Source organism: Sphingobacterium sp. 2149 (assembly GCF_031455655.1).
Classification (GTDB): Bacteria; Bacteroidota; Bacteroidia; order Sphingobacteriales; family Sphingobacteriaceae; genus Sphingobacterium.
The window spans coordinates 1-25,443 of record NZ_JAVDTD010000023.1; the positions used below are offsets into that span (position 1 = coordinate 1).

The window sequence follows — 25,443 nt, forward strand, 5'->3', positions numbered from 1 at the left end:
AAGACTAATTTAAGATACGAAAAAAGGAGCAGAAAACTGTTATTTCCCACTCCTTTTTTTTGCCCAATCTAAAACGGGACTTTTTCAGTGCCCTCACCCAATGCTGTCCCTTTTCCAAAAAATTCAATTTATATTAATCTTCGAGTGCCTTTACGCCGGGAAGCACCTTTCCTTCCATGTATTCCAAAAGAGCACCACCGCCAGTACTGACATAACTTACATCTTCAGTCATACCGAATTTACTTACAGCAGCAGCGGAATCACCACCACCTATCAAAGAAAAAGCTCCGTTCTTCGTTGCTTCCACAACTGCATCAGCCACCGCTTTAGTACCTTTTGCGAAAGTATCAAATTCAAACACACCCATTGGACCATTCCAAAGAACTGTTTTAGAATTTTTGATGATCGACGCAAAGTTTGCTGCAGAATCCTGACCAATATCCAAGCCTTGCAAATCTGCAGGAATTTGATCATTTGGTCCATCATATACATTGGCATCATTCGAGAATGCATCTGCTATCTGCGCATCAGTAGGAATAACTAAGTTTACACCTTTTTCTTTCGCCTTTTGAACAAGCTCATTCGCTAAATCAAGTTTGTCCATCTCAACCAATGACTTACCGATTTCTCCACCTCTGGCTTTAATAAATGTATAGGCCATACCTCCTCCTATAAGAAGATTATCAACTTTATCCAATAGCGCCTCGATCAATTGAATTTTATCTGAAACTTTCGCTCCTCCCATAATTGCAGTAAAAGGTCTAACCGGATTATTCAATACTTTCTCTGCATTTCCAACCTCGGCTGCCATCAGATAACCACTATACTTAGCTGCGGGAAAAAATTGGGCAACAATTGCTGTCGAAGCATGCGCTCTATGTGCCGTACCGAAAGCGTCATTTACATAGACATCACCTAATTTTGACAACTTTTCCGCAAATCCAACATCTCCTTTTTCCTCTTCTTTATAGAAACGAAGGTTTTCGAGCAACAACACCTGACCAGCCTGTAAAGCCGCAGCTTTTTCTACAGCCTCTGTACCGATACAATCATTGGCAAACTGAACATCAGTACCTAAAACCTGAGAAAGATGCGCAACAATATGTTTTAATGAATACTTATCAGTAGGACCGTCTTTTGGCCTTCCTAAATGGGACATCAATATCACGCTTCCACCATCATTCAAAATCTTCTTTATTGTTGGAGCAGCACCCTGGATACGATTATCATCCGTAATATTGAAATTTTCATCCAACGGTACGTTGAAATCAACACGTATCAAGGCCTTTTTACCTGCAAAATTTAAATCGTCTACTGTTTTCATTATGTAACTTTATTGATTTTAGATTAGTCATTTTGTCAAACGACCAGCTAAATATAAAAAAAAGCATTTGCTTTCATCAGAATTATTATTTATTAAGGGCAATTCTTACCTCGGATGGAATTTTCCGTGCCCCAAAGTAAGTATCGCCTGTATTGTTGTACCTCACTAAAAACTTTGGGCAAACGTAGCCTCGCTCATCCAATCTGAACCGCAATTAATGAATTTCAACCGTATAAGGAATTCTAGCCTGCACACCTGTCTGTGCAGTAGCTTTCTTCATCACGTCAAAATAACGGTAGTATTCACCCATTTGTTCTTTTGCTATCCAAATTTGGATTCTTTCTTTCGAATTATTTAATATTGAAGTAAAAGGATCATCTTTTTCCGGATACTGGGACACTCTATAGGTACTCAATTTTGCCTTTTTAGCAGCAGCCTGAATAGCGGCATCCAGATTCCCCAAACGGTCTACCAATTTATTCGTCACCCCCTGGGCTCCAGTCCAAACTCTTCCCTGACCAATACTATCAACATCTGCCACAGACAATTTACGCCCATCAGCGACAACCTTTGTAAAAGTTCCATAAACTTTATCAACTTGCCTCTGGATGATACTTCTTTCCTCTGCTGTCAGCGGCCGATCAAAAGAAGTCATCAAGTCGGCAAACCTGCCCGTTTTTACGCCATCGTAATGTACTCCGATTTTATTGTTCATCAGATTCTGAAAATTTGGAATCACACCAAATACGCCGATAGACCCAGTAATTGTGGTGGGTTCAGCAAATATTGAGTCCGCAGCTGCCGAGATGTAATATCCTCCTGAAGCAGCCAAATCGCCCATCGATACGATAACAGGCTTTACTTTCTTGGTCAAAATAACTTCTCGCCAAATAATATCTGAAGCTAAAGCAGACCCTCCCGGTGAATTGACACGCAAAACAACCGCCTTAACAGCATCATCTTCTCTTAGTTTCCGAAGTTCCCGGGAAAATTTGTCACCTCCGATTTCGCCGGCCGCGGCTCCCTCACCGTCCACAATTTCTCCAGCAGCATAGAGTACTGCAATTTCAGAACCGCTGGTATCTTCTTTCGTTTTCTTATTATAATCCAATAAAGAAACGAAAGATATATCATCTTTTTCCGAAATCTTCAAACGCTTTCTTAAGTCCGACAAAAGCTCATCTTTATACAGCTTAGCGTCTGCAAGCTTATATCTTACTGCATCATCCGCATCCCGAACCCGATAGTCATTTGCTATTGCCCGTAATGAATCTGAAGAAATTTTTCTGCTTGCCGCTATTTCATCAATAAAAGTAGTATATATACTACCTAAATAAGAGGTTACCTGCAAACGGTTGGGGTCACTCATTTTATTCAAAAAGTAAGGTTCAACAGCACTCTTAAAGGTGCCTACCTTAACAATTTGCATCTCTACACCAACCTTGTCCAGCAAGTCCTTATAAAACATCGTAGAACTTGCCAAACCTCTAAAATCGATCGACCCCTGTGGGTTAACATACACTTTGTCAGCCGTACTTGCTACATAATAAGCCTTTTGATCATACTCGGTATTGTACGCAACTACAAATTTTCCTGTTTTCTTAAAGGCTAAAAGCTCGTCTCTTATTTCCTTTAAACTTGCAAAACCTACGCCGATATGACTCGCATCTAAATAAATACCCTTAATGTTTCCATCTGTAGCCGCATATTTGATCCTTGCCAAAATATCATCTAGTCCAATATTTCTGGTCGAATAACCGGGAAGATTGAGACTTCCAAGCGGATTGGCTTCACTTCTTTCGGTAATATCATAATCAAAAGAAAGGTATAAAACCGAGTTACTCTTCACTACAATCTCCTGATCAGAGGATGCCGAGCTGATAATCGCTCCAATAATTCCCATCAAAACAATAAACAAAACAACAAAAGAGATCACAATCCCTGTAATTGTTGCCAGTACATACTTAAAAAATGATTTCATATTTTGTAATTATATCCGATTAAGAACAATTCTACCAATCGAACGCGCTATTTTCCATTAAAGGTAATGCAATATTTTTTATTCACACAGTCTTTTATTTCATCTACATCATATTTTCTTCGCAAAGTGAGCTGACTCGCTAACAAAAATTTGCATAAACAGATGGAATTAATAGGTAAACTTCATCATTAAATCCCTCAAAAGCTTATTTTAGCAGTATGAATAAGATATATATCCTATTGGGCACCAATCTAGGGGATCGCTTTCAGCAGCTTAATTTAGCGAGAAAGCAGCTCGAGAAACATGCTGGAGAGATAATTGAAGCGTCGTCAATTTATGAAACTGCTGCCTGGGGAGTGAAAGACCAACCAGCTTTTTTAAATCAGGTTATCTTGGTAGCATCCAAATTACCGCCCTTAGCTTGCTTAAAACTAACACAGCATATCGAACAGGAACTAGGACGCGTGCGTAAAGAAAAGTGGGGCGAAAGAGTTATTGACATCGACCTACTCTACTTCAACCAAGAAATCATCGACCTACCATCCCTTCAGATTCCACACCCCTACATTGCCCAACGTAGGTTCACACTCGAACCGTTGGCGGAAATAGCCCCAGACTATGTTCACCCTGTTTACAAAAAAAATAATGTATATTTATTGGATAAATGCAAAGACGATTTACCTGTAAAGAAAACAAGCAACGATGAACCATCTCGACATTGAACTGATCAGCCTAAACATGTTCGACAATCAAGAATTAATTAAACAATTTGTATCAATGTACCTTATTCAAACACCTGTCGATCTCGATAAACTCCGCCAGGCACTAGCTGAAGGTAACCTGCAGAAAATTGGCGATGCCGCCCATCATATCAAACCGACAATGGACTATATAGGTGCTTTTCATCTGAAAGAAAAATTTGAAGAATTGGAGAGCCACGCAAAAAACAAGGAATCTTTAGAGATACTGCGGGCAACTTTCTGTATCATCGATATCGAGATGAAGGAACTCCTTTTTGAATTGGAACAATATGAAAAAACGATCTAAGCCAGATCGTTTTTTTTATTGAAATGCAATGCAGATAAGATGAAATACAAAATAAGAATAATGGGAAGAGCCATAAATTGACCAATCATAAAAAAGATCAAAGTCAAGATCAGAAATATAAAACGGTATTTATTTGCTTTCCATTCAATCGAACTAAATTTCATCGAAAACAACCTAATTTCACTCACCAACAGATAACTTGTTAAAAGAACACTACTGATTAAAATCAACGGATTTAAAACAAATTGGGGATAGGTGTCAGCAATATAAGGAAGTGAGAGAACATAAAATGTATTCATTGGTGTATTGAGACCGATGAAATCAGAGGTTTGGCGCTCATCTAGATTGAACTTGGCTAAACGCAAAGCCGAGAAAACTGTAATAATAAATCCCAAATAAGGATATAAAGAGCCATCAGGAAATACCTTTGACAACAAAGTAAACATGATTGTTCCAGGTAAAAAGCCAAAACTAACCATATCGGCCAACGAGTCAAGTTCCTTCCCAATCGGCGATTTAACATGAAGAAGACGCGCCACCATTCCGTCAAAAAAATCAAATACCCCCGACGCGAACACACAGATGGTAACAATTTTAATATTACCTTGTAATGCCATTAATACAGCGATACACCCGCTAAATAAATTTAGACAAGTTAGCAAATTAGGAATATGTTTTTTCATGTACAGGATCTACTTTATAAAAAAAAGCCATCATTTTTAATCAAATGATGGCTAAAATATCAAAATTTGATGGAATTATCCATTCATACTGATCAAAAATTCTTCATTCGATTTAGTTCCACGCAATTGTCCTTGTAAAAATTCCATGGCCTCAGTAGAATTCATATCGGATAAATGGTTACGAAGTACCCAAATACGTTGCAATGTTTCTTTGTCGGTCAACAAATCATCGCGACGCGTACTGGATGCTGTAATATCGATTGCCGGGAAGATACGTTTGTTTGCCAATTTACGATCCAGCTGTAATTCCATATTACCCGTACCTTTGAATTCCTCAAAAATAACTTCATCCATTTTAGATCCTGTATCTGTCAATGCAGTAGCTAAAATAGTCAATGAACCACCGTTTTCGATATTTCTAGCAGCACCAAAGAAACGTTTTGGCTTATGTAGCGCATTGGCATCCACACCCCCTGACAAAATCTTACCTGATGCAGGAGCAACCGTATTGTAGGCCCGCGCTAATCTTGTTATAGAGTCTAGTAAAATCACAACATCGTGTCCGCACTCTACCATACGTTTTGCTTTTTCAAGCACGATATTCGCAATTTTTACATGGCGGTCAGCCGGTTCATCAAATGTTGAAGAAACAACTTCAGCACGGACGCTTCTTGCCATATCGGTAACCTCCTCGGGGCGTTCATCGATTAGTAAAATAATCAGATAAACTTCCGGATGATTTTTTGCTATAGCATTCGCAACCTCTTTCAACAAGTTCGTTTTACCAGTTTTTGGCTGCGCAACGATTAATCCACGTTGCCCCTTACCGATAGGCGTAAATAAATCCATTATACGCGTAGAATAATTTCCAACGCCCATATCCAAATTTAAACGCTCATCTGGGAATAATGGTGTCAAATAATCAAATGGTACACGATCACGTACCTCTGCAGGATTTTGTCCATTGATAGCCTCTACTCTGACCAAAGGAAAATATTTTTCCCCCTCTTTAGGAGGACGGATACAACCACGAACAGTATCACCCGTTTTCAGACCAAATAATTTGATTTGAGATTGTGATACATAAATATCATCAGGAGATGTCAAATAATTATAGTCTGAAGAACGTAAGAAGCCATAACCATCAGGCATGATTTCCAATACCCCCTCATTAACAATTACATTGTCGAAATCTGTACTTGAAGAAGTGCTTTCTGCTTTAGGAGTTTGAATGGTTTTTTCAGGTTGGGCACCTTTATCTGCTGCTGCTGTATCCTCGGCTGCAACGGGGGTTTCTTCATGCTCAGAAACTTCACGTTTCCTCACCGTAACAGGTTCCGCAGTTTTAATGGTCCGCACACGTTTACGTGTACGTTCAGCATGTTCCTGACTATCTTCCTCTACTTTTGATAATTTATCAGCTGAAGCTGGAGCGGCTTCCTCTTCTGCGCCAGTATTACTAATTCTTTCGATTAATTCTTGTTTACGCAATTTATCAGCATCTGCGATACCGATCAACTTAGCAATCTCGCGCAATTCTGATACGAGTTTAGCGTTTAATTCGTTAATATCCATTAATGTGTTGTGTATGATTTTTGGATTTTCTTTTTGAGCTTTATTCTGAATTCTGATTACACTTAATCGAGTTTCCAAGATTAAGTGAGATGAAGAACTTAATGATTTCTTTTAAATCCGAAGCGGATTAAATATTGAGAACCTTGACAAAGAAAAAAACAAATTTTGTTATTTCAAAATATTTCAAAAAAAATATTTACTATTGTAGCTAGTAAAACGATTTAACAACATTTTTAGATTGAATTTATATTTTTTTTCATAAGTTCGTACCTTTCAAAATTTAAGTTTTTAGATCCCTTATATGGAACAGCAACAAACTAAAACCAATTACCCCGCGCTTTACACACTAATTATTGTGTTTTTCTTCTGGGGGTTCATTGCGGCAGGGAACAGTGTTTTTATACCGTTCTGCAAAAATTACTTTCATTTAGATCAGTTTCAATCCCAGCTGATTGACTTTGCTTTTTATACAGCCTATTACATCGGTGCATTGCTACTATTTATTTTCAGTTCAATCGGTGGAAAAGATCTGGTTGGCAAATGGGGATATAAAAAGAGTATCGTTTATGGCTTACTTTTCTCAGCTTTAGGTGCTGCAGCCATGATCGTCGCTGTCGAAGTGAACCTATATGTTGGTATGTTGTTGGGTCTCTTCGTCGTTGCCCTCGGTTTTTCATTACAACAGACCGCGGCAAATCCATTTGCAGTTTTACTGGGTGATCCAAAGACCGGAGCTTCGCGCGTCAACCTCGGTGGAGGTATTAACTCTTTCGGTACAACAATAGGCCCACTTGTTATCGGATTTTCATTATTCGGAACTTTTGAACCTATTTCTGACTCCGAAATTGCCAACCTTCCGTTAAATAAAGTAGTCTATCTTTATATAGGCGTTGGCCTGCTGTTTATTTTAGCTGCAGCGCTATTTAATTTCAGTAAAAAAGTTCCTGCTGGGATTAGCGACGAGCCAATGGAAAAAGCAAACAAAGCTTTACGTACATTGATTATTATGACCATTTTGCTCTTCGGTATGTTCACACCCGTTTTTTTAAGCTATAAAAGTGATCTAGCCTTAGAAGTAGAGCAATTGCACAAGCAAGTTTCGAGTTTAACGGATCCCGTTCAGATCGATCAACTCAAATCACAGATTAAAGAAATCGCCAAACCTCTTGAAACACAACGTATGCTCTGGCTAGCAGGCGCTTTGGTTGTTGTCATTGGCGGTTTGTTATTCTCTAATAAAAGTGCCCAAAAGAATCCAGAAGGTTGGGGTGCGATGAAATACCCTCAATTGGCTTTAGGTATGCTTGCCTTGTTTATCTATGTCGGTATCGAAGTAGCCATTGGTAGTAACCTAGGCGAATTATTAACCCTGAAAGAATTTGGACATTTGCAATCATCACAAATTACACCTTATGTATCCATGTACTGGGGGAGTATGATGATCGGCCGATGGGCAGGCGCAATAACTGCGTTTAACTTAACTAAAACCACCAAAAACGGTTTGTTAATTATCGTTCCACTCATTGCCTTCTCTATTATTATTGGAGTTAATACACTCGCTGGATTTGAAATGTCACACCTCTATTATTATGTCGTTTGTATTATTCTTCAAATTGTAGCATTCTACCTAAGTAAAGAGAAACCTGCTCGTACATTGATTATCTTCGGATTATTCGGAATTATTGCGATGTTGGTTGGCTTGTTCTCATCGGGTACAATCGCTATCTATGCCTTTTTATCAGGAGGTCTTGCTTGTTCAATTATGTGGTCTTCCATTTTCAGTTTATCCATTGTTGGTTTGGGTAAATACACCGCACAAGGCTCAGCGTTCCTTGTTATGATGATTCTTGGGGGCGGTGTTCTTCCTCCGATCCAAGGAAAACTAGCAGATATTATCGGTATCCACAATTCGTATATTCTACCATTGATCGGATTCTGCTATGTTGTTTTCTTTGCAATATTTGTGAAGGGAATATTAACAAAACAAGGAATCAACATTGACGAAATAGAGGCTGAAGGAGGACATTAACAGCCCTCACTAATTGTAAATAGTACACTATTTAAACAATTTTATTACACAGTACAAAAACAGGCTTAGCGATATTGCTAAGCCTGTTTTTTTATATACTGGCTAAATCACAAAAATTTATTTTTTGAAAAATCAATGGATAAATTATGATATTTAAAATTAAAAAATGTATTTTCGGGGAATTGATTAATGATTGATTACTCATTTTATAACGATAAACACAATTAAAACTACTCAATAATGATAATCATTGCTGACGGGGGATCAACAAAAACAAACTGGTGTTTGTTAGACGATTCGAATAAAAAAATCTACTTCAATACAGAAGGGTATAATCCTTATTTTGTTGATAGTGAATACATTGTAAACTCCCTAAAAAAAGGACTACCGCAAGATTTGCCTTTTGAAAAAATCTCGGAAGTAAACTATTATGGTGCCGGAGTCCACAACAAGGAAAAAGCACAAATCGTAGTTGACGCCTTGAAAGAAGTATTTACAACAGCTGAAGTTGAAGTAGGACATGATCTTCTTGCGGCAGCAAGGGCATTATTAGGAACTCAAGCCGGGTTTGCTGCGATACTAGGAACAGGAACAAACTCCTGCCTTTACGATGGCAAAGAAATCACATTGAACATCGACTCCGGTGCTTATATTTTAGGTGATGAAGGTTCTGGTAGTTATATCGGTAAAAAATTACTAGCGGATTATGTTCGTAATTTAATGCCCAAAGATGTTAAGGAAGTATTCTATAACACGTATAAAATGACAAAAGACGAAATTATGGATGCGGTTTATACCAAGCCTATGCCTAATCGTTTCTGTGCTAGTTTTAGCAAATTCGTTTATGACAATAATGTCAATATCGAATACACGCGCAATATCGTCGATGAAGCTTTTGAAGCTTTTTTCAGAAACCTTGTCAGCAAATACCCGAATTATCAGAGCTATACTTTCAACTGTATAGGTTCAGTAGGCTATAATTTCAGAAATGTATTGGCTGAAAAAGCTGAACAATATGGAATGAAAGTAGGTAAAATCTTACGCTCCCCGATCGACGACTTGGTACAATTTCACATTGATAGAGCGGCAGCTACTGCCAAATAAAAGAATAATAATCTTTAACATAGTTAAAAGGTATCCAATTTGTATTGGATACCTTTTTTAGTATAGCATACCACTGTCTCCAACTCCCTTAACTACCCCAATAGCTCATACTTGTGGCTAGTATTAATTTCCAATTAACTATTTAAACCTTTTTACAAGATATTTTAACGATTTAATAACGGGAATTTCATCGGTACAAAATAAATGTATCTTTCTTTTGTAATAGAAGATAATAGATTTATCGAATGAAATTATTGTGGTTCAACTCAGGTTGAGTCATCTTTCTAAACAGAGATAAATAAAATAATTTATTGCAAATGAAAAGAAGCCTTGACATACTTGTAATCTCAGATTTACACCTAGGTACCTACGGCAGTAGAGCAAAAGAACTTTTACTTTACTTGGAGTCAGTATCTCCTAAAATATTGATATTGAACGGCGATATCGTAGACATTTGGCAATTTAAAAAAAGCTACTTTCCACAAGAACATCTCAAAGTCATCAAAAAAATTATTGACATGAGCTCTTCAGGTACAGAAGTACATTACATCACGGGCAACCATGATGAAATGTTGCGCAAGTTTACAGACCTAAAATTAGGTAATATCAAGCTGAGCAATAAACTACTTCTCTCCCTCAATAACCAAAAAGTGTGGATCTTTCATGGAGATGTTTTTGACGCTTCCATTCATCATTCTAAATGGTTGGCAAAACTGGGTGGATGGGGTTATGATAAACTTATACAGCTCAATAACATTATTAATTACTGTCTGGACAAAATGGGTAAGGAGAAATTCTCCCTATCAAAAAAAATTAAAAACTCTGTTAAAAAGGCGGTCAAATATATATCGGATTTTGAACATACAGCAACCGAGTTAGCCATAGAAAAAAACTACGATTTCGTCATCTGTGGACACATACATCAACCTCAAATCAAAGAAGTCATTACCCGAAAAGGAACCTGTACGTATATGAATTCCGGTGATTGGATTGAAAACCTCAGTAGTTTAGAATATAAAAATGGTGAATGGAAATTGTTCTATTTTGAAGAAAACAAAGAACAAATCCTTAAAAACAAAATCATCGACATTCCCCTATTCAGTTTGGAAGATCTTAAAAAAATTGTCATATCCTCATAGATACAAAGACATTAAATCTGAAAAGGCAGCATAATAAAACAAAAAGCCGAGTTAGCTCGGCTTTTTTGACTTTAAAGCTCAACTGTCGTACCGATTTCAGGTAATGACAGTGATATATCCGCATTTTGGAATTTATCCAACGCTTGTTGTTTATCGATAGTGATTGGCGGAAACGAATCGTAATGGATTCCGATTACCCGGGCGCAGTTTACAAATTCAGCCGCTTTGACTGCATCATCCACGTCCATAGTGTAATGGCCTCCTATCGGTAAAAAGGCCCAATCGAGATTCATTTCAGCCAATAATTTCATTTCCATGGTTAAAGCCGTATCCCCTGCAAAATAAATTCGTTTGCCTTTTATATTGAAAACAAAACCTACTGGAAACCCTCCGTATCGACCGTCAGGTGTACTATTGGTATGCGCAGCATAGACCATCTTTACCGAACCAAATGGCAGCTGAACAGTTCCACCCAAGTTAAACTCGATGACTTTATCATCGGGGACTCCCTGTCTGCGGACCCAGTCTGCGGTTTCAACAATCGCTAGAACAGTAGCATTACTATTTTTTTGAACCGTAGCCATATCGGCTACGTGATCCTGGTGTCCGTGGCTTAAAAAGATATAATCTGGTTTAATCGCATTGACGTCGATTTCTTTTGCCAGTGGATTGTAGGTGACAAATGGATCCATAAGTACCTTTATCCCGTCAAAATCAAATTCCACGCAAGACTGTCCGTAATATGTCGCTTTCATGATGATCACCTTATTGATTAAATAATCCGCCCAGTCCTCCCAACATATCCTTACTCGCTGCCTGCATTTCAGCCTGGCTGATATTCTCAGCTTGAACAATAGCCTTATTCAAAGCAACCACAAGTAATTCTTCCAGTTCTTCCTTATCCGCGTTTGATAAAAATACAGGATCGATGATCACCTCTTTTATCTCTTTATTTGCTGTCGCCACCACACGGATTAATCCACCTTCCGCCTCACCGGAAACAGAAATTGAATCCAGTCTTTTCTTGATCTCCTCTGCCTTTTGTTGGGCCTCAAATAATTTGTCAAACATATTTTATAGCATTTATTTTATGCCAATTTACAAAAATATGTGTATACCTACTATGGCTAATTTACTTTCTTCAATACTCCCCCTTTTTTCTGAAATTGGCTTTTTTCAGAAATTGGCTGTTCTTATTGGTTAGAAAGAACCTTCTGTTCGCTTTCATCGCTCTCGATGTCTACGAAGTCGTGAAGGTTTTGTATTTTTGCAGTATGCAAAGCAATCAAGAAAAACTTGTCGCCCATATTTTGGACCAGCTGAACCTAAATTCAGCAGCTATTCCAGCGGAAACTTATAACAAATTACTTTCAGTTCAGCCTCAAATCGTGGATATCGATGATATGATAACTTATGTCAAAGGCATCGGCAATGATCTCAATGCTAGTGATAAAACCGCTGAATTCATTGAAAAAATTGAAGATGAAGCGAATATCCTCATCCATAAACTTAAGTTTATCTCAGCTACTGACAGGCCTAAAGTCTTGGTGGTAGATCAGATCGAACCTCTTGAAATTAACCGTTCTGCTTATCTACATGAAGCCATAAAAATTGCAGGCGGTATGCCAGTGACGACTGAAAATGAAGCCGACAAAATCATTGTCATTGGCCATGGCGAACAAACATTTATCCAGCTACCTAAATTGTTGAATACGCCAGCTATCACTTCATCCAAAGCTATCGAGCTCGATCAGATCTTTATTATGACCGACAAGCAATTTGCACAGATTCCGGGATACAATTATTTAAAGGAACTCGAATCATTAGCCGAAATTCTCCAGCCCAAATACTTTGTATATGGTCATGAAGGAAATGATTGGTTACAATTTCAACTAAGCTAATGAACCTGAAATATAGACACAAAAAAACAGCTCCGATAATGTGAGAGCTGTTTTTCTAATGTTTTGATATTTTAGTTATATCTTCTGCAATATTTTAGTTATATCTTCTGCGCAGGACATCGTATAATTTTTCAACAGTATTTGGTTTATCCGCCCACTTATTTTTAATCGCATAATTTGTTTGTAAAAACGCGTCGGCTTCCGCATAGCTTGTAAATCTATTTAATAATTCAATTGCCTCGCTATAAGCCAAGCTATAGCCATTAAACAAATCCTTAATAAACAAAAGTTTATCATTTAAGCTTATACCTGTTTTAATATCCGTGAGTTTATCATTACTTCCAGATTGATTTACCTGATAGACGCGGTTTTGCACTCCCGCTTGTTTCTGCTGAGAGATGATTTCATTTAACGTTAATGGTCGAGCAGGAACTTCCTCAGCTACAGTGTTGATTTCTTCCTGAATAAAAACTTCCTTGGGCTGCTCAATAATGACTTCTTTGGGTTCTTCAACCACTTCCTTAACAAAGACATTTGCTTCTTCTATGTGTGAGTTTGCTTCCTTTTCGACCTGATAAGGCGGCTCATCCACCTGAGATCCTGTAACACGAGAATCTACAGATTCAACGGCAACAGGATTAGATACCTCCGGTTTCAATGGTTCTCTTTCGTAAGTTACTGGTCTCTCTCTCTCTTCCACCACATTATCTTCTTTCACGGATTTAAGATCTTCAACCTCCTGGATCTCCTGAACTACTTTTGCGGGCTGCTCAGCGACAAATTGCTGCGCCGTTGTTCTAAGGGTAGAAGGCGGTGTGAAATAATCGTTGAATGCAATCTTCTTACTTTCCAATGCAACTGAATTTAATGGAGGCTGCGATTGATTTTCACGAAGGACAGTCTTTGTCTTGAGTAGCGTTATATAGGCTGTCACAGTTTGTGCCTTAGCCTCCAATAGGACTAATTCATTAATTTCGGACAAATCATCTTGTTCTGACAAGGTCAAATACTGTCCATTTAAATCCTGTAATAAATCACCTATCTTATTAAAAATTTCTTCCTGAGTACCCATAATTATATTTGAAATTACCAATTAATCATTTATCATACCTATACCCTCAACTAACCTAAAAGTGGAAAACTCAAACCTTTGATTTATAAATATTTGGATTTACATTCACTTTTTTGCTACCCAAATTTAATATTTAATTCTGATATTAGCAGCGTCAAAAACAGAATATAGTAGCAGGTTATTATACGAATATCACCTTATTTGTAGACCTCACGACAAAATTAAATTAATCAAATGCTTTTTTCCGAACATAATTTGGCTTTGCGCCCCGCTCAATATGGTAGCATTGAAATTATCTGCGGTTCCATGTTTTCAGGCAAAACAGAAGAATTGATTCGCAGACTAAAACGAGCGCAGTATGCACGTCTGAATGTTGAAATATTTAAACCATCCGTTGACAAGCGATACGACGAGAAATTAGTCGTTTCACACGATAGTAACAGCATACCATCAACCCCTGTCGATCATTCTTCCGCCATCCTACTCTTAAGTTCATCCACTAAAGTGGTCGGAATCGATGAGGCGCAATTCTTCGATGACGGTTTGACAGAGGTATGTGTCAAATTGGCAAACAGTGGTGTTAGAGTAATTGTGGCAGGACTGGATATGGATTATCAAGGAAAGCCGTTTGGGCCAATTCCACATCTTATGGCGGTAGCCGAACATGTGACAAAAGTGCACGCGGTGTGCATGCAATGCGGGGCTCCGGCAAATTATTCTTATCGCCTGACCAATGAGACAGCAACAGTACTTTTAGGTGAAAAAGAGGCCTACGAACCTCGGTGCAGACATTGTTATTTTAATTTGACTAAGTGATTTTGAGAAGCATTCAATAAAAATCTGCCAAAAAATATACAAATACAGTTTGGCATAAAATTTGAAATATACTTTACAAATAGAAGATTAACGCTTTAAATAGCGACAAAATACTTTTCATAATTTAGGTTTATAATTGGTTAGTTAGCAGCTCCTTGCCCATCAAGGAGCTGCTCTTTTTTATCGCCTACACAAATAGTTAGGGCTGAACGCTATAGTTTATTACCTTCCGTCCAATATTCCCAGTTTGGTCCATCCCTTCAACAATTACTTTATAATTTCCATTTCCGTCGGCATTATAAAATTGAATCGCAGCCTCTCCTGTTTCTGTTATGGAGACTTTCGGATTCCAGTAAATAGTGGTTCTCAAATCATTTACAGCCTTTCTTTCTGGAGTATCATACTTGGGAACGTAGAATTTTCTTTCTTTGATATAGCCCAAAGGATACATATCGATAACGTTTGATTTAGGTAACATACTTTCAATCTCACTCAACGACATCCGTGGCTTTTTAGCTTCAACTTTCTTCGTATAGATGGAAACAACACCATTATTCTGATACATTCTGGAGACTGTGCCCAATTCATCGCGCAAGAAAATTTCGATACCTTCGATATCTGCCACATTGATACTATTCAGGCCCGGTTCATCAATAGCCATACCATTTAGAAAGAATTGGACAGGTGTACGCCCACCTGCATTGTAATCGCGAGAAACATAATACTTCAAAGTCTGCGGATCATAGGTAATACCTGTTAACACCGTTTGGAGGCACATCGTTAATACATTACACCCTGTCAAACGCTCAGGTTCAATACGATGCTCAGGCATCGATAATCCCGAAATAGAAGGAAAATCTTTATTTGTGATTACCTTTTTCACTACGGCTGTCACTTCAACTTCATCCAGCAAGATGGATTTTCGGTATTCTTTTCGGCTATTGGCGAAATAAGGCGCAAAAGCCTGATCTATATTAGGTATGAAATAGCTCTTATACCCATTGTTCTTATCGATCTCAGGATAAAAGCTCTGATCCATATTGATAACCAAACTCCTGTAATTGTCATTGGATCGGGCATTTACCGTTACTTTGGATGAATCTGGAAAGACCAGATCCTTAAATGTGAATCGTCCATTTTGATCCGTGTACACATCCTTTTTAATGTTACGGGAAGGAACCGATAAAAGCAAGCCTCCATTTGGATAAGGACGCCCTGTGTTCATCCGAAGAGTGCCTGACAATTCTATACCTTGCTCAGGGAGAAAACTAATCTGCGGTAACTTCTCCGAAATAAGCGATGGATAATCAAATCGACGATAACCCTGTGTCATTAATAACGCATCCAGCGCTTTGTCACGATTGGGATTTTTTTCATCGAAATAGGCGTTTGGATTCTCCACATTCCCTTTCAGGTCGGAAGTTAGTAAAAAGTTACTCACGATAGAAAGATCCGCCTGATCATTATAGGGAACTTTAGACTCATCGATTACAGATACCGAGTAGCTTCCTGGAAATTTCTGTCCATTGTTGTCCACCGCAAGTTTAAGATTTACGAAGTCTTTGGCCTTATAACTTTGCTTATCGCTTGTGACTTGGATATTTAAAAGCTTTTCGCTCTGAACAAATGCCAGACGCTCGCTGATAGGATTTCCCTCTGGGCTCAATAAAGTTACTTGGACAATACCATTTGGTAAACGTTCTTTCGGAATATTAACTAACGCTGAGGAAGATTTTAAATTCACTTGCGCACCAAAACAAAGGTGTCCATTGGACTGAACCAAAACATAATAAGATTGACTTTGGTTTTTTGAGAAATTTTCTTCACTGGTCACCACGGCGAACTCAGCATTCGTGGCATCCTGCTTCACAAAAACGACATTTGCTTTATCAGTAACGACGGCGGGCAATTTATATGTGCGTTCTTGTCCATTGTCAAACTTTATCACTGCCTGATACTTTTCTCCAGCAAGAGGTAACAGCGAGAAATAACCCATTCCGGTTCCAAAGTCCTCAATCTCAGCAACGGACTTGCCCTTTGAATCCAGAATATTGCCTTTAACCTTTAGCCCTTTGCCATCCGATCCAACTGCTTTAAATGCGACCTTTTTAGCCAGGCCTGCGATCAGATCTCCTCCTTCAGGAAAGAACTGTACGTCGGCATCCCATAAGGCATTTTTGAGTAAGAAAGAACTAGACAGCGGCTTTTCATTTTTATTTTCCTGAATACTAATTTTCAATTGTCCCTTTTCCAAATTCGACTTTTCCTTAGCAGACAGATTTATAGTTACTTTCCCCAATCCGTCAGTCTCACCTTTACCCTTGTCATACGTTTCCCAGCCCGATACAAACTCCCAATTAATTTTTGAATTGATCATCGGTTTTCCCGTTCGATCACGAAACTGGATGACAGCCTGCGTCTTATTGCCACCAATGTTATTTTGAAATTCAATATTCGTAATCAATTTCTTATTAATTACGTCACCAATGGGAATTACTTTATTAAAGAAGTAAGCATTATCAAAATTAGCCATCCATTTCGTATAGCCTCTAAACCGATAATTGTCCTGAACCATAAATTGAGGATCAAGCACAATCTGCCCATTTCCTACCCCTTTATCCAATGGAATCCGAAGAGTCTGGATAAGGGAATCACGGCTATTCAGCACCTCCACGTAGGCTATTTTACTCGGCTCATATTCAGGCAAATTGCGAGATAAATAGGTGGAAAACCAAAGGGTATCCCCTACAGCATAATATGGCTTATCGAAATGTAAATGTACCTTTTCAACGGGGTACACTTGAAAATATTTTTGAACTCGTTCTACGATCGTATTAATAGGTAGTGTAGGTGCGGTCTGCGCATACGCCGTCCCTATTCCTAATAGTCCTATCGATAAAGTCAATAGTTTTATGTGCTTCATGGAAAGTCTTAGAATAAAAAATGAATAGCTAAATATATTCAATTTTAGGCAAAGACCAACCCCAATAGGTCATTTTTAACATTTATTATATCTGGTATTGGAACCATGAGCCCCTTTCAAACGTCATTAAAGCAAAGGAGCCAATAGTCTGCAGATAGAATCGACCCCCCTTTTCCAACGGCTTCGTTGCATCCAACTTCGAATTGTAATCAGATCTGAAAATTCAATATCAGCCAAAAACTGTGCATTCAGACGATCACAGAGTGCTTTATCCGAGATAATTCCTGAAATCTCAAAATTGATATAAAAACTCCTGATATCCAGGTTTGTCGTACCAATATAGGCCAGCTTCCCATCAATACAGATCGTTTTAGCATGGAGAAACCCTTTTTTATAAAGGTAAACATTCACTCCCCTTTCCAGTAGCGGTTTGATAAATGAAAAAGAAGCATGTTGTACGAAATACGAATCAGACTGAGCCGGCAACATCAAATCCACACGAACACCCGACGAAACCGCCAACATTAAAGCAGTGGTCAATTGATCGCTTGGAATAAAATAAGGAGTACACAACTGTACATACTCTTTAGCTTCATTTATACCTGCGATAATAGCTTCCATATTGAATGGTGCTGGCGATCCAGGATCACTCGCCGTAAACCCTACTCCACTGGCATCTTCATGATTTAATGGAAATCGATTTAAATAACCCCGCCCGAGTTCAAAAGACTCCGCTTCCGTCTGATTCCAGCTATTCCAAAACTGGATCTGTAATGTATTTACTGCTGCGCCGATCACCATCATCGCCGTATCCCGCCAGTAAACCTCATTCTTTCCGTTATTGATATATCGGTCCGAAATATTGATCCCACCGACAAAGCCGATTTTACCATCAATAACCACGATCTTACGGTGATTTCTGTAGTTACTGTTTGCCAAGGAACTAAAAGTAACGGGAAGAAAGGCTTGAAATTCAAAATCAGGTTTATTTCGTCGCAAATATTTTATTACATCCGGCGCACCAAAACTGTCTAATATCAGACGCACAGTGACACCAGCTTTTGCTTTCTCTTCTAAAATATGTAAAATTTCACGGCCTATTTCGTCCATTTCCCAGATGTAATATTCCATATGGATAGAATGCTCGGCTGCTTTAAGCCGGTCGATAAGTACAGGAAATTTTTCTTCGCCATTGATAAAGAGCGTCACCTCGTTATTCAGGGAAAAGGTAGATATTTTTTGGTTTTTGAGGTATAGATACACCATAGCCAAACTTCCAATGCGTTCATTTAACGTATCGATATGTTCCTCCATAATTTCAGACTCCTTACGCCAAGCGTCCAATAGTTTTTTGGACTGCTCACGGTATACCCGTTTCATTCTTTTGACCTTTTTAAATTTTTGTCCAAAGAAATAGTAACTGAGTAAACCAATGCCGGGCAAGAACACAATGACCATAATCCAGGCAATCGTTTTGGATGGATTACGGTTTTCGATCAAGATGGTCCCGATTACACCAATGTAAAGAATCAGTAAAGGGATCCAGTAATATTGTAATACTATTTGTAAGATATGATGAAGTACCTCCATTTTGTATGCTAAGGGTTTGACCAAATATAATATTTAGTACCGACATATTGTTGTCGTCAAACACAGTTTATTGCACCCTCAACATGAATAAATGGACTTAAATAGGGAATATCTAAATTGGCACCACGAAGTACAAACCATATTCCCAACAAGAAATATAGAAAAGGTACCCATTTTGAAAATCCAATTTTGAAGGATCGGGAAAAATTGCCAAGAAAAGAAAAGAGAAACAACAACGGTATAGTTCCCAAACCAAAACATACCATAAAGAAAAAACTTTGGAGTGGACTATCCGCGTTGATGGAAGACATGAGTGCCATATAGACCATGCCACAGGGTAATAATCCATTCAACACACCGGCTATAAAGCTTCCCCCTGGCTTATACAACCACTTCGACAACAACCGTACAATAGGTTGCACAGCTTTGGTCTGCCAGCTCGCGATCGTTTTGTTGTGCTTACCGACTAGCTGAAATAAAGCAATTCCTATCAGTATAATTCCTGTAACCCAGCTCAAGGTACGCTGCCAGCCTTGAATTTGTGCAAATGTCCCTATCGTACCGAGTAAAAGCCCCAAACAACCATAGGTCAGTACCCTACCGGATTGATATAATATCTTATTTAGGAAAACTTTCCACCCCAAACCCTGCCTCCCTTCTATGGCGAAAATCAATGGGCCACACATTACCGCACAATGTATACTGCCAAACAATCCCATGAAAAAAGCAAAATAAGTATAGCTCATTTCCTTATACTAAAATAAAATATGCTCTTCAAATAGAAAATCTTTACCCACACTTTTCCAATCAATATAAAGGTTCCACATTCCTTTATCGAACGTGGAGATCGGAATGGTATATAGATTACCTGTCGTCTGAAACGGTAATTCTTTATCCAATCGATTATCAGAAGGCTTTCGAAAAACCAATTTCCCTTTATTTTCTTTAGAGACAAAATGAATGTACAAGGTGTCTTTCCTGATTTCGACAGTCGGAGATTCCTTCATAGTCAATACATTCTGCTTTTTATCGTACGCTTGGTCATAATTCAGCCCCTGTTCGTAGTAATCATCTTCCTCCAGACTATCTGAGTCATGGCTTACCATATAGACACCCGCTCCGACTATGCACAACATAAATACCGCCAAGGTTAAAAAAATTTTTGTACCCCAATTCATTTTTCTTCATTTTAATTCATACCCGGAGGCGCTATAAAAGTAGTTTTTAAACTTTCCACTTTCTTATCACCCGAATAGATCGCTAATTTTACATTACTTTTATAAGTCTCCACATCTTTATTCGCGATAATGAGAAAAAAACTCATTGTCGCATGCCCATCTTTATCCAATTTTTGGATAGGGTTAACCAGCTGAATCTTTAAAAGCGGATCATCGCAGACGAGTTTGAAAGGCATTTCTTTGCCAGACTTATTGATCAATTCCAAAGAATACAAGTTGCTTATTGTCTTATCGTCACGAAGCTGGTAGGTACTGCCCTTTGCGCGGAGTAACCTTCCATCCACCTGAGAACGGTTGAACAATAGAAAACAAAAGACAGTCATTAGGGCGACCAGCACGATAGAATAAGCTATTGTTCTCGTATTGTTTTTTTTCTTGAGCGTACCCTCGATCTCCCCCATTGGATAAAAGCCAATTAACTTTTTAGGCTTTCCTATTTTGTCCATGACAGCATCACAGGCGTCAATACATGCCGTACAACTTACGCATTCCAATTGCAAGCCTTTTCGAATATCAATTCCTGTAGGACATACATGGACGCAGAGCTTGCAGTCCACACAATCGCCCTGAGGTGCCATGACATCCTTTTGATGTTTTCCTCTAGGTTCTCCACGTCTATGATCATAAGCTACGGTAATACTCTGATCGTCCAAGAGTACCCCTTGCAATCGACCGTATGGGCAGATTGCTATACATACAATTTCTCTAACATAGGCAAATACGCCATAGAAAACCAATGTAAATATAGTAATCGAGATGAGACCACCGATATGTTGATCCAGCGGATCAGTAATAATCTTCAACAAGGCATCGACACCGATAATGTAAGATAAAAAGATATTGGAGATGAAAAAGGATATGATCAGAAAAATGCTATGTTTCAAAAATTTCTTAAACTGCTTTTGATCCGTATTCGGACCTGCATCCAATTTTTTTTGTTGTTGCCAATCACCTTCAATCCAATACTCGATCCTTCTAAATATCAATTCCATAAAAATAGTCTGGGGGCAAGTCCACCCACACCATACCCGTCCAAAGACAACAGTAAACAAAACCACACATACCATCACGATCAACATGCCAAATACGAATATGTATAGGTCTTGCGGATAGAAAAGATTTCCTAAGATGGAGAATTTCCGGTCAATAATGTTAAACATTAAAAACGGTTCACCATTTATTTTGATAAAAGGAGCGACAAATAAGAACAGTAGCAGTGAATATCCAACCCACTGTCTCTTTTTGTAAAGTTCTCCCTGCGGTTTCTTGGCATAAATCCATTGTCTTTTTTTTGACTTAGATCCACCATTATTGGCATTATTCAATACTACTGTACTCATTGTTATTTCGATTTATTACTCTGCTTTTTTTTCTGTTTCAGCTTGATCTGTTTTACCTTCCTCCGCTGATTTCTCTCCACTTGCTGCCTGCCCACCACCATAGCTTACCTCTTCACCTTGCGGCGCTTTTGGATTAGCAGGGTTAGTATCCCTTAATGTGACAATATAACTGGCCACCTGGGCAATTTGAGCAGGACTTAGAGTTTGTTCCCAAGGCACCATTCCTTTATCAGGAACACCATATTTAATGGTTTTGAAGATGTCCTTAATTTCGCCACCATGTAACCAAAACTTATCGGTCAAGTTCGGTCCGATACCACCTTCACCACTACCGCCGTGACAGGCGACGCAGTTTGCGGTAAAGATAGCTTTCCCGTCGGCGGCCAACTCCGGTTGAAACTCCACGCTACTTTCATCTACGTTACTCGCTGAAGCAGTGAGATAAGCCTGGCGTTCTTTCTCAGCAATGACCATCTCATGTTCATATTCCTGATCTTGGTTCATTCCTATACCAGAGACCTGATAAACGAATAAGTAAACAAGACCAAAAAAGATTGTTCCGTAAAAGAGGAAATTAAACCAGATTGGAATCGGATTATCCAATTCGCGAATACCGTCATATTCATGGTCTATAACAATATCCTTCTCTTCTGAAATCGGTCTGATCCCCATGATCTTGTTCCATGACCTTTTCATCCAGCCTTTGTTTGCTGCCTTTTTGAGTTTTTCCTCGTTGGCCAATTCAGGCATGGTAATCTTAATAATGGATTTCATCGCACGATTGACCATCAGTGCCGAAGCGAGGAGAGCCAACATCACAACGATCAATACGATAATTAAGATATCTGTGTATAAATTATCTGTACCAAATCCTATCGTAGATTGAACAACTTCTGCGGTAGCTGGTGCAGTATCCAATAATAAACTCATATATTATAGACTTTCAGGTGAATGATTCAGTTCCTTTTCTGTTTCGTCTTCTTCCAAAGGCAATTCCTTCATATAAGTAACATAGTCTTTTTTCATCCGGAACAACATTATTGCTACTGAAATGAAGAAAATCAAGAAGATCCAAAGTGATGCGATTAAATAAAGCTCACTACCGTTTAGATTTGTTATTTGCTTAAACATCGCTTTATTGATTTGCGTTAATAGTATTATCAGCTACCTTCGGCGCTGCTTTTATATCTGTTCCAAGTCGCTGCAAGTATGCAATTACGGCTACAATCTCACGATCAGCTAACACATTCACTTGATTTTGTTTCAGATCATCAGCAATTTTTTGCGCTTGCTTAGTAAGATCCTGTTCAGCATGTTCAATTTCAGCATCGGTATATGGAATACCCAATTTGCGCAATGCTTTCATTTTATCCTGCAGAATAGAATTGTCCAATTTCTGATCGATCAGCCATGGATAAGTTGGCATGATACTTCCAGGAGAGGTAATTGTTGGATCCATCAAGTGGTCAAAGTGCCATTTGTTCGGATATTTCCCTCCGATCCGGTGCAGATCGGGTCCAGTCCGCTTCGAGCCCCATAAAAACGGTGTATCGTAAACAAATTCACCAGCTTTACTATATTCACCATATCGCGCTGTTTCTGACCTAAACGGACGGATCGTCTGTGTATGACAATTAACACAGCCTTCCCTAACATACAAATCCCGTCCTTGCAATTCCAATGCTGTGTAAGGTTTCACACTAGCAATTGTGGGAACGTTCTTAGAAATCGTAAACGTCGGTACCATCTCGACCATACCTCCGATAAGGATGGCAATTAGCGCTAGCACCATAAATAAAATTGGTTTACGTTCGAGGCGACGGTGTTGCGACTGTTCGTTTACCTGAACTGGCAATAATGCAGGTGCTTCCGCTGGTTCATTGGCCAGAAGCTTTCCGCTTTTCATCGTTTTGATCAAGTTGAAAGTCATCAAGAACACACCAGACAGATAAAGAGCCCCACCTAATGCACGCATCATGTGCATCGGCAAAATTTCTAATGTCGTCGCAAGGAAATTCGGATATTTCAAAACACCCTCTGGTGTAAATTCTTTCCACATCAAACCTTGTACTACAGCTGCCCAGTACATTGGGATTGCATAGAACAAAATACCCAGTGTACCAATCCAGAAGTGAGTTGATGCCAGTTTTTTAGAGTAGAGTTCTGTTTTATAAATACGAGGTATCAACCAGTACAAAATTCCGAATGTCATAAATCCGTTCCATCCCAATGCCCCCACGTGTACGTGTGCTACAATCCAATCGGTAAAGTGAGCAATTGCATTAACTTGTTTCAAGGATAACATAGGCCCCTCGAAAGTTGCCATCCCATAACAGGTAAGTGCCACCACCATGAATTTTAACATCGGTTCTGTCCGCACCTTATCCCATGCACCCCGTAAGGTGAGCAGACCATTGATCATACCACCCCAACTCGGAGCAATCAACATAATTGAAAATACGACTCCTAAAGACTGTACCCAACCCGGTAGTGCCGTATATAATAAATGGTGAGGACCTGCCCAGATATAAATAAAGATTAAAGACCAAAAGTGAAGAATACTTAATTTATACGAGTAAACCGGACGGTTGGCCATTTTAGGAAGAAAATAATACATCATTCCCAGATAAGGAGTCGTCAAGAAAAAGGCTACTGCATTGTGTCCATACCACCATTGTACAAGGGCATCCTGTACACCTTTATACACATAGTAACTTTTCCAGCCCGCTACGGGCAATTGAATGGAGTTAACAATGTGCAAAACAGCGACTGTAACAAACGTGGCAATATAGAACCAAACTGCGACATACATATGGCGTTCGCGTCGTTTGATAATAGTGCCGAACATATTGATACCAAATACAACCCAAATAAGGGTAATGGCGATATCAATTGGCCATTCCATTTCGGCATACTCATGGCTTGAAGTAAGACCCAGTGGAAGTGTAATAGCCGAGGCAACAATAATTAATTGCCAACCCCAAAAATGGAGCTTACTCAAAGCATCACTGAACATTCTTGCTTTAAGCACCCGCTGCAAGGAGTAGTATACTCCCATAAAAATACCATTACCTACGAAAGCAAAAATAACCGCATTGGTATGTACAGGGCGTACACGGCCAAATGTTGTAAATTGCAATCCAAAGTTCATATGAGGCCAAACAAGTTGAGTCGCCACAAGCAATCCTATGGTCATACCAACTATCCCCCAAATAATGGTAGCGATTCCGAAATTTCTGACAATCTTATTGTCGTAATTAAATTGCTCTAACTGCATTACTTAAATTGTTGATTCTGCTTCAAAAGTAAGCAGCATTTTATGACAATCTAATGATGCACAATGCGTACAAAAGTGATGTGCATCACTTTTAGCTTAATCTCGGCTTTCGCTTCGTTTCTACAATTTGCAACTGAATGTAAGTAAGTTATCAAAAATTAAAATGGTGAACCGGCGTTCCTATAATTAATCGTGAAGTCAAAAGTGATGCTAATCACTTTTCTAACCTTGCAGCTAGATCTTTTAATATAAGTCAACCTATTATTACGGCCAAAAAAGGTTGTTGTTTCCTCAAGACACACCTTTGCCTCAGTTATGAAATAGCCACTATCGATACAATTGCAAGTTTGGACTAAGATTGATCGGCAGACTTCTATGAAGATGCACTGTGCGACTGAGGACAG

22 protein-coding genes are annotated in these 25,443 nt (G+C 38.8%); 7 read left to right on the forward strand and 15 right to left on the reverse strand.

Annotated features, from left to right (window positions below; all coding sequences use genetic code 11):
* Positions 1–133: 133 nt before the first annotated feature.
* A complete protein-coding gene (locus J2X77_RS23250) occupies positions 134–1,324 on the reverse strand; it encodes a phosphoglycerate kinase (RefSeq protein WP_209582295.1) in 1,191 nt (396 codons plus the stop codon).
* A gap of 214 nt (positions 1,325–1,538) precedes the next feature.
* Entirely contained in the window at positions 1,539–3,305 is a 1,767-nt protein-coding gene (sppA, locus tag J2X77_RS23255; RefSeq protein WP_209582293.1) for a signal peptide peptidase SppA, read from the reverse strand.
* Positions 3,306–3,523: 218 nt separating this feature from the next.
* Between sppA and folK the strand changes: the two genes are divergently transcribed.
* Both folK and J2X77_RS23265 read left to right on the forward strand, forming a co-directional pair.
* Positions 3,524–4,027 (forward strand): 2-amino-4-hydroxy-6-hydroxymethyldihydropteridine diphosphokinase, encoded by a 504-nt coding sequence (folK, locus tag J2X77_RS23260; protein ID WP_209582291.1) that lies wholly within the window; start codon positions 3,524–3,526, stop codon positions 4,025–4,027.
* Positions 4,008–4,352, forward strand: a complete 345-nt coding sequence (locus tag J2X77_RS23265) for an Hpt domain-containing protein (protein WP_209582289.1) — start codon at positions 4,008–4,010, stop codon at positions 4,350–4,352. Before folK ends, J2X77_RS23265 begins: the two co-directional genes overlap by 20 nt.
* Here the strand turns inward: J2X77_RS23265 and pssA are convergent.
* Together pssA and rho are read right to left on the reverse strand one after the other, a co-directional pair.
* Positions 4,349–5,035: a CDP-diacylglycerol--serine O-phosphatidyltransferase gene (pssA, locus tag J2X77_RS23270; RefSeq protein ID WP_209582285.1), complete on the reverse strand. Its 687-nt coding sequence runs from the start codon at positions 5,033–5,035 to the stop codon at positions 4,349–4,351. The genes J2X77_RS23265 and pssA overlap by 4 nt on opposite strands.
* A 75-nt stretch (positions 5,036–5,110) precedes the next feature.
* Positions 5,111–6,610, reverse strand: coding sequence for a transcription termination factor Rho (gene rho / locus J2X77_RS23275; protein WP_209582282.1), 1,500 nt, complete (start codon positions 6,608–6,610; stop codon positions 5,111–5,113).
* A gap of 301 nt (positions 6,611–6,911) precedes the next feature.
* On the opposite strand from rho, the gene J2X77_RS23280 reads away from it, so the two are divergent.
* The 3 genes from J2X77_RS23280 to J2X77_RS23290 all read left to right on the forward strand — a co-directional run bounded on the left by J2X77_RS23280 (position 6,912) and on the right by J2X77_RS23290 (position 10,882).
* Entirely contained in the window at positions 6,912–8,639 is a 1,728-nt protein-coding gene (locus J2X77_RS23280) for an MFS transporter (protein ID WP_209582279.1), read from the forward strand.
* A gap of 240 nt (positions 8,640–8,879) precedes the next feature.
* Positions 8,880–9,743 carry an N-acetylglucosamine kinase gene (locus tag J2X77_RS23285; RefSeq protein ID WP_209582276.1) on the forward strand — a complete coding sequence of 288 codons (864 nt, stop codon included), beginning with the start codon at positions 8,880–8,882 and terminating at the stop codon, positions 9,741–9,743.
* A 317-nt stretch (positions 9,744–10,060) separates the two neighbouring features.
* The gene (locus tag J2X77_RS23290; RefSeq protein ID WP_209582274.1) at positions 10,061–10,882 is read left to right on the forward strand and encodes a UDP-2,3-diacylglucosamine diphosphatase; all 822 of its coding nucleotides are present in this window, start codon (positions 10,061–10,063) and stop codon (positions 10,880–10,882) included.
* Between the two features lie 71 nt (positions 10,883–10,953).
* On the opposite strand, the gene J2X77_RS23295 is transcribed toward J2X77_RS23290, so the two are convergent.
* Together J2X77_RS23295 and J2X77_RS23300 are read right to left on the reverse strand one after the other, a co-directional pair.
* Positions 10,954–11,637 carry a metal-dependent hydrolase gene (locus J2X77_RS23295; protein WP_209582271.1) on the reverse strand — a complete coding sequence of 228 codons (684 nt, stop codon included), beginning with the start codon at positions 11,635–11,637 and terminating at the stop codon, positions 10,954–10,956.
* Between the two features lie 10 nt (positions 11,638–11,647).
* Positions 11,648–11,953 (reverse strand): YbaB/EbfC family nucleoid-associated protein, encoded by a 306-nt coding sequence (locus J2X77_RS23300; RefSeq protein WP_209582269.1) that lies wholly within the window; start codon positions 11,951–11,953, stop codon positions 11,648–11,650.
* A gap of 203 nt (positions 11,954–12,156) precedes the next feature.
* Here J2X77_RS23300 and J2X77_RS23305 point away from each other — a divergent pair, with 203 nt between their 5' ends.
* Positions 12,157–12,783: an ABC transporter substrate-binding protein gene (locus J2X77_RS23305; RefSeq protein ID WP_209582266.1), complete on the forward strand. Its 627-nt coding sequence runs from the start codon at positions 12,157–12,159 to the stop codon at positions 12,781–12,783.
* 94 nt (positions 12,784–12,877) lie between these two features.
* On the opposite strand, the gene J2X77_RS23310 is transcribed toward J2X77_RS23305, so the two are convergent.
* Entirely contained in the window at positions 12,878–13,855 is a 978-nt protein-coding gene (locus J2X77_RS23310; RefSeq protein WP_209582263.1) for a hypothetical protein, read from the reverse strand.
* 234 nt (positions 13,856–14,089) lie between these two features.
* Between J2X77_RS23310 and J2X77_RS23315 the strand changes: the two genes are divergently transcribed.
* Positions 14,090–14,671 carry a thymidine kinase gene (locus J2X77_RS23315; protein WP_209582260.1) on the forward strand — a complete coding sequence of 194 codons (582 nt, stop codon included), beginning with the start codon at positions 14,090–14,092 and terminating at the stop codon, positions 14,669–14,671.
* 199 nt (positions 14,672–14,870) lie between these two features.
* Here the strand turns inward: J2X77_RS23315 and J2X77_RS23320 are convergent, their stop codons facing one another.
* The 8 genes from J2X77_RS23320 to ccoN all read right to left on the reverse strand — a co-directional run bounded on the left by J2X77_RS23320 (position 14,871) and on the right by ccoN (position 25,039).
* The gene (locus J2X77_RS23320; RefSeq protein WP_209582257.1) at positions 14,871–17,594 is read right to left on the reverse strand and encodes a carboxypeptidase-like regulatory domain-containing protein; all 2,724 of its coding nucleotides are present in this window, start codon (positions 17,592–17,594) and stop codon (positions 14,871–14,873) included.
* A gap of 126 nt (positions 17,595–17,720) precedes the next feature.
* Positions 17,721–19,184, reverse strand: coding sequence for a cardiolipin synthase (gene cls / locus J2X77_RS23325; RefSeq protein ID WP_209582254.1), 1,464 nt, complete (start codon positions 19,182–19,184; stop codon positions 17,721–17,723).
* Positions 19,185–19,240: 56 nt separating this feature from the next.
* Positions 19,241–19,930 (reverse strand): sulfite exporter TauE/SafE family protein, encoded by a 690-nt coding sequence (locus J2X77_RS23330; protein ID WP_209582251.1) that lies wholly within the window; start codon positions 19,928–19,930, stop codon positions 19,241–19,243.
* 9 nt (positions 19,931–19,939) lie between these two features.
* Complete coding sequence (locus tag J2X77_RS23335; RefSeq protein ID WP_209582248.1) at positions 19,940–20,362, reverse strand: FixH family protein; 423 nt, start codon at positions 20,360–20,362, stop codon at positions 19,940–19,942.
* 11 nt (positions 20,363–20,373) lie between these two features.
* The gene (ccoG, locus tag J2X77_RS23340; RefSeq protein ID WP_209582237.1) at positions 20,374–21,762 is read right to left on the reverse strand and encodes a cytochrome c oxidase accessory protein CcoG; all 1,389 of its coding nucleotides are present in this window, start codon (positions 21,760–21,762) and stop codon (positions 20,374–20,376) included.
* A 15-nt stretch (positions 21,763–21,777) separates the two neighbouring features.
* Entirely contained in the window at positions 21,778–22,692 is a 915-nt protein-coding gene (locus tag J2X77_RS23345; RefSeq protein ID WP_209582235.1) for a cbb3-type cytochrome c oxidase N-terminal domain-containing protein, read from the reverse strand.
* 3 nt (positions 22,693–22,695) lie between these two features.
* The gene (locus J2X77_RS23350) at positions 22,696–22,893 is read right to left on the reverse strand and encodes a hypothetical protein (protein WP_209582232.1); all 198 of its coding nucleotides are present in this window, start codon (positions 22,891–22,893) and stop codon (positions 22,696–22,698) included.
* 4 nt (positions 22,894–22,897) lie between these two features.
* Positions 22,898–25,039 carry a cytochrome-c oxidase, cbb3-type subunit I gene (gene ccoN / locus J2X77_RS23355; protein WP_209582230.1) on the reverse strand — a complete coding sequence of 714 codons (2,142 nt, stop codon included), beginning with the start codon at positions 25,037–25,039 and terminating at the stop codon, positions 22,898–22,900.
* Positions 25,040–25,443: the final 404 nt, after the last annotated feature.

What these genes read in the sequence shown, in the direction of transcription:
- J2X77_RS23335 (WP_209582248.1), bottom strand. Translation starts at nt 20,362, where the DNA reads ATGAATTGGGGTACAAAAATTTTTTTAACCTTGGCGGTATTTATGTTG.
- J2X77_RS23305 (WP_209582266.1), top strand. Translation starts at nt 12,157, where the DNA reads ATGCAAAGCAATCAAGAAAAACTTGTCGCCCATATTTTGGACCAGCTG.
- J2X77_RS23280 (WP_209582279.1), top strand. Translation starts at nt 6,912, where the DNA reads ATGGAACAGCAACAAACTAAAACCAATTACCCCGCGCTTTACACACTA.
- ccoG (WP_209582237.1), bottom strand. Translation starts at nt 21,762, where the DNA reads ATGAGTACAGTAGTATTGAATAATGCCAATAATGGTGGATCTAAGTCA.
- J2X77_RS23315 (WP_209582260.1), top strand. Translation starts at nt 14,090, where the DNA reads ATGCTTTTTTCCGAACATAATTTGGCTTTGCGCCCCGCTCAATATGGT.
- J2X77_RS23350 (WP_209582232.1), bottom strand. Translation starts at nt 22,893, where the DNA reads ATGTTTAAGCAAATAACAAATCTAAACGGTAGTGAGCTTTATTTAATC.
- rho (WP_209582282.1), bottom strand. Translation starts at nt 6,610, where the DNA reads ATGGATATTAACGAATTAAACGCTAAACTCGTATCAGAATTGCGCGAG.
- J2X77_RS23265 (WP_209582289.1), top strand. Translation starts at nt 4,008, where the DNA reads ATGAACCATCTCGACATTGAACTGATCAGCCTAAACATGTTCGACAAT.
- J2X77_RS23290 (WP_209582274.1), top strand. Translation starts at nt 10,061, where the DNA reads ATGAAAAGAAGCCTTGACATACTTGTAATCTCAGATTTACACCTAGGT.
- J2X77_RS23310 (WP_209582263.1), bottom strand. Translation starts at nt 13,855, where the DNA reads ATGGGTACTCAGGAAGAAATTTTTAATAAGATAGGTGATTTATTACAG.
- J2X77_RS23250 (WP_209582295.1), bottom strand. Translation starts at nt 1,324, where the DNA reads ATGAAAACAGTAGACGATTTAAATTTTGCAGGTAAAAAGGCCTTGATA.
- J2X77_RS23330 (WP_209582251.1), bottom strand. Translation starts at nt 19,930, where the DNA reads ATGAGCTATACTTATTTTGCTTTTTTCATGGGATTGTTTGGCAGTATA.
- J2X77_RS23300 (WP_209582269.1), bottom strand. Translation starts at nt 11,953, where the DNA reads ATGTTTGACAAATTATTTGAGGCCCAACAAAAGGCAGAGGAGATCAAG.
- pssA (WP_209582285.1), bottom strand. Translation starts at nt 5,035, where the DNA reads ATGAAAAAACATATTCCTAATTTGCTAACTTGTCTAAATTTATTTAGC.
- J2X77_RS23295 (WP_209582271.1), bottom strand. Translation starts at nt 11,637, where the DNA reads ATGAAAGCGACATATTACGGACAGTCTTGCGTGGAATTTGATTTTGAC.
- folK (WP_209582291.1), top strand. Translation starts at nt 3,524, where the DNA reads ATGAATAAGATATATATCCTATTGGGCACCAATCTAGGGGATCGCTTT.
- sppA (WP_209582293.1), bottom strand. Translation starts at nt 3,305, where the DNA reads ATGAAATCATTTTTTAAGTATGTACTGGCAACAATTACAGGGATTGTG.
- cls (WP_209582254.1), bottom strand. Translation starts at nt 19,184, where the DNA reads ATGGAGGTACTTCATCATATCTTACAAATAGTATTACAATATTACTGG.
- J2X77_RS23320 (WP_209582257.1), bottom strand. Translation starts at nt 17,594, where the DNA reads ATGAAGCACATAAAACTATTGACTTTATCGATAGGACTATTAGGAATA.
- J2X77_RS23285 (WP_209582276.1), top strand. Translation starts at nt 8,880, where the DNA reads ATGATAATCATTGCTGACGGGGGATCAACAAAAACAAACTGGTGTTTG.
- ccoN (WP_209582230.1), bottom strand. Translation starts at nt 25,039, where the DNA reads ATGCAGTTAGAGCAATTTAATTACGACAATAAGATTGTCAGAAATTTC.
- J2X77_RS23345 (WP_209582235.1), bottom strand. Translation starts at nt 22,692, where the DNA reads ATGAGTTTATTATTGGATACTGCACCAGCTACCGCAGAAGTTGTTCAA.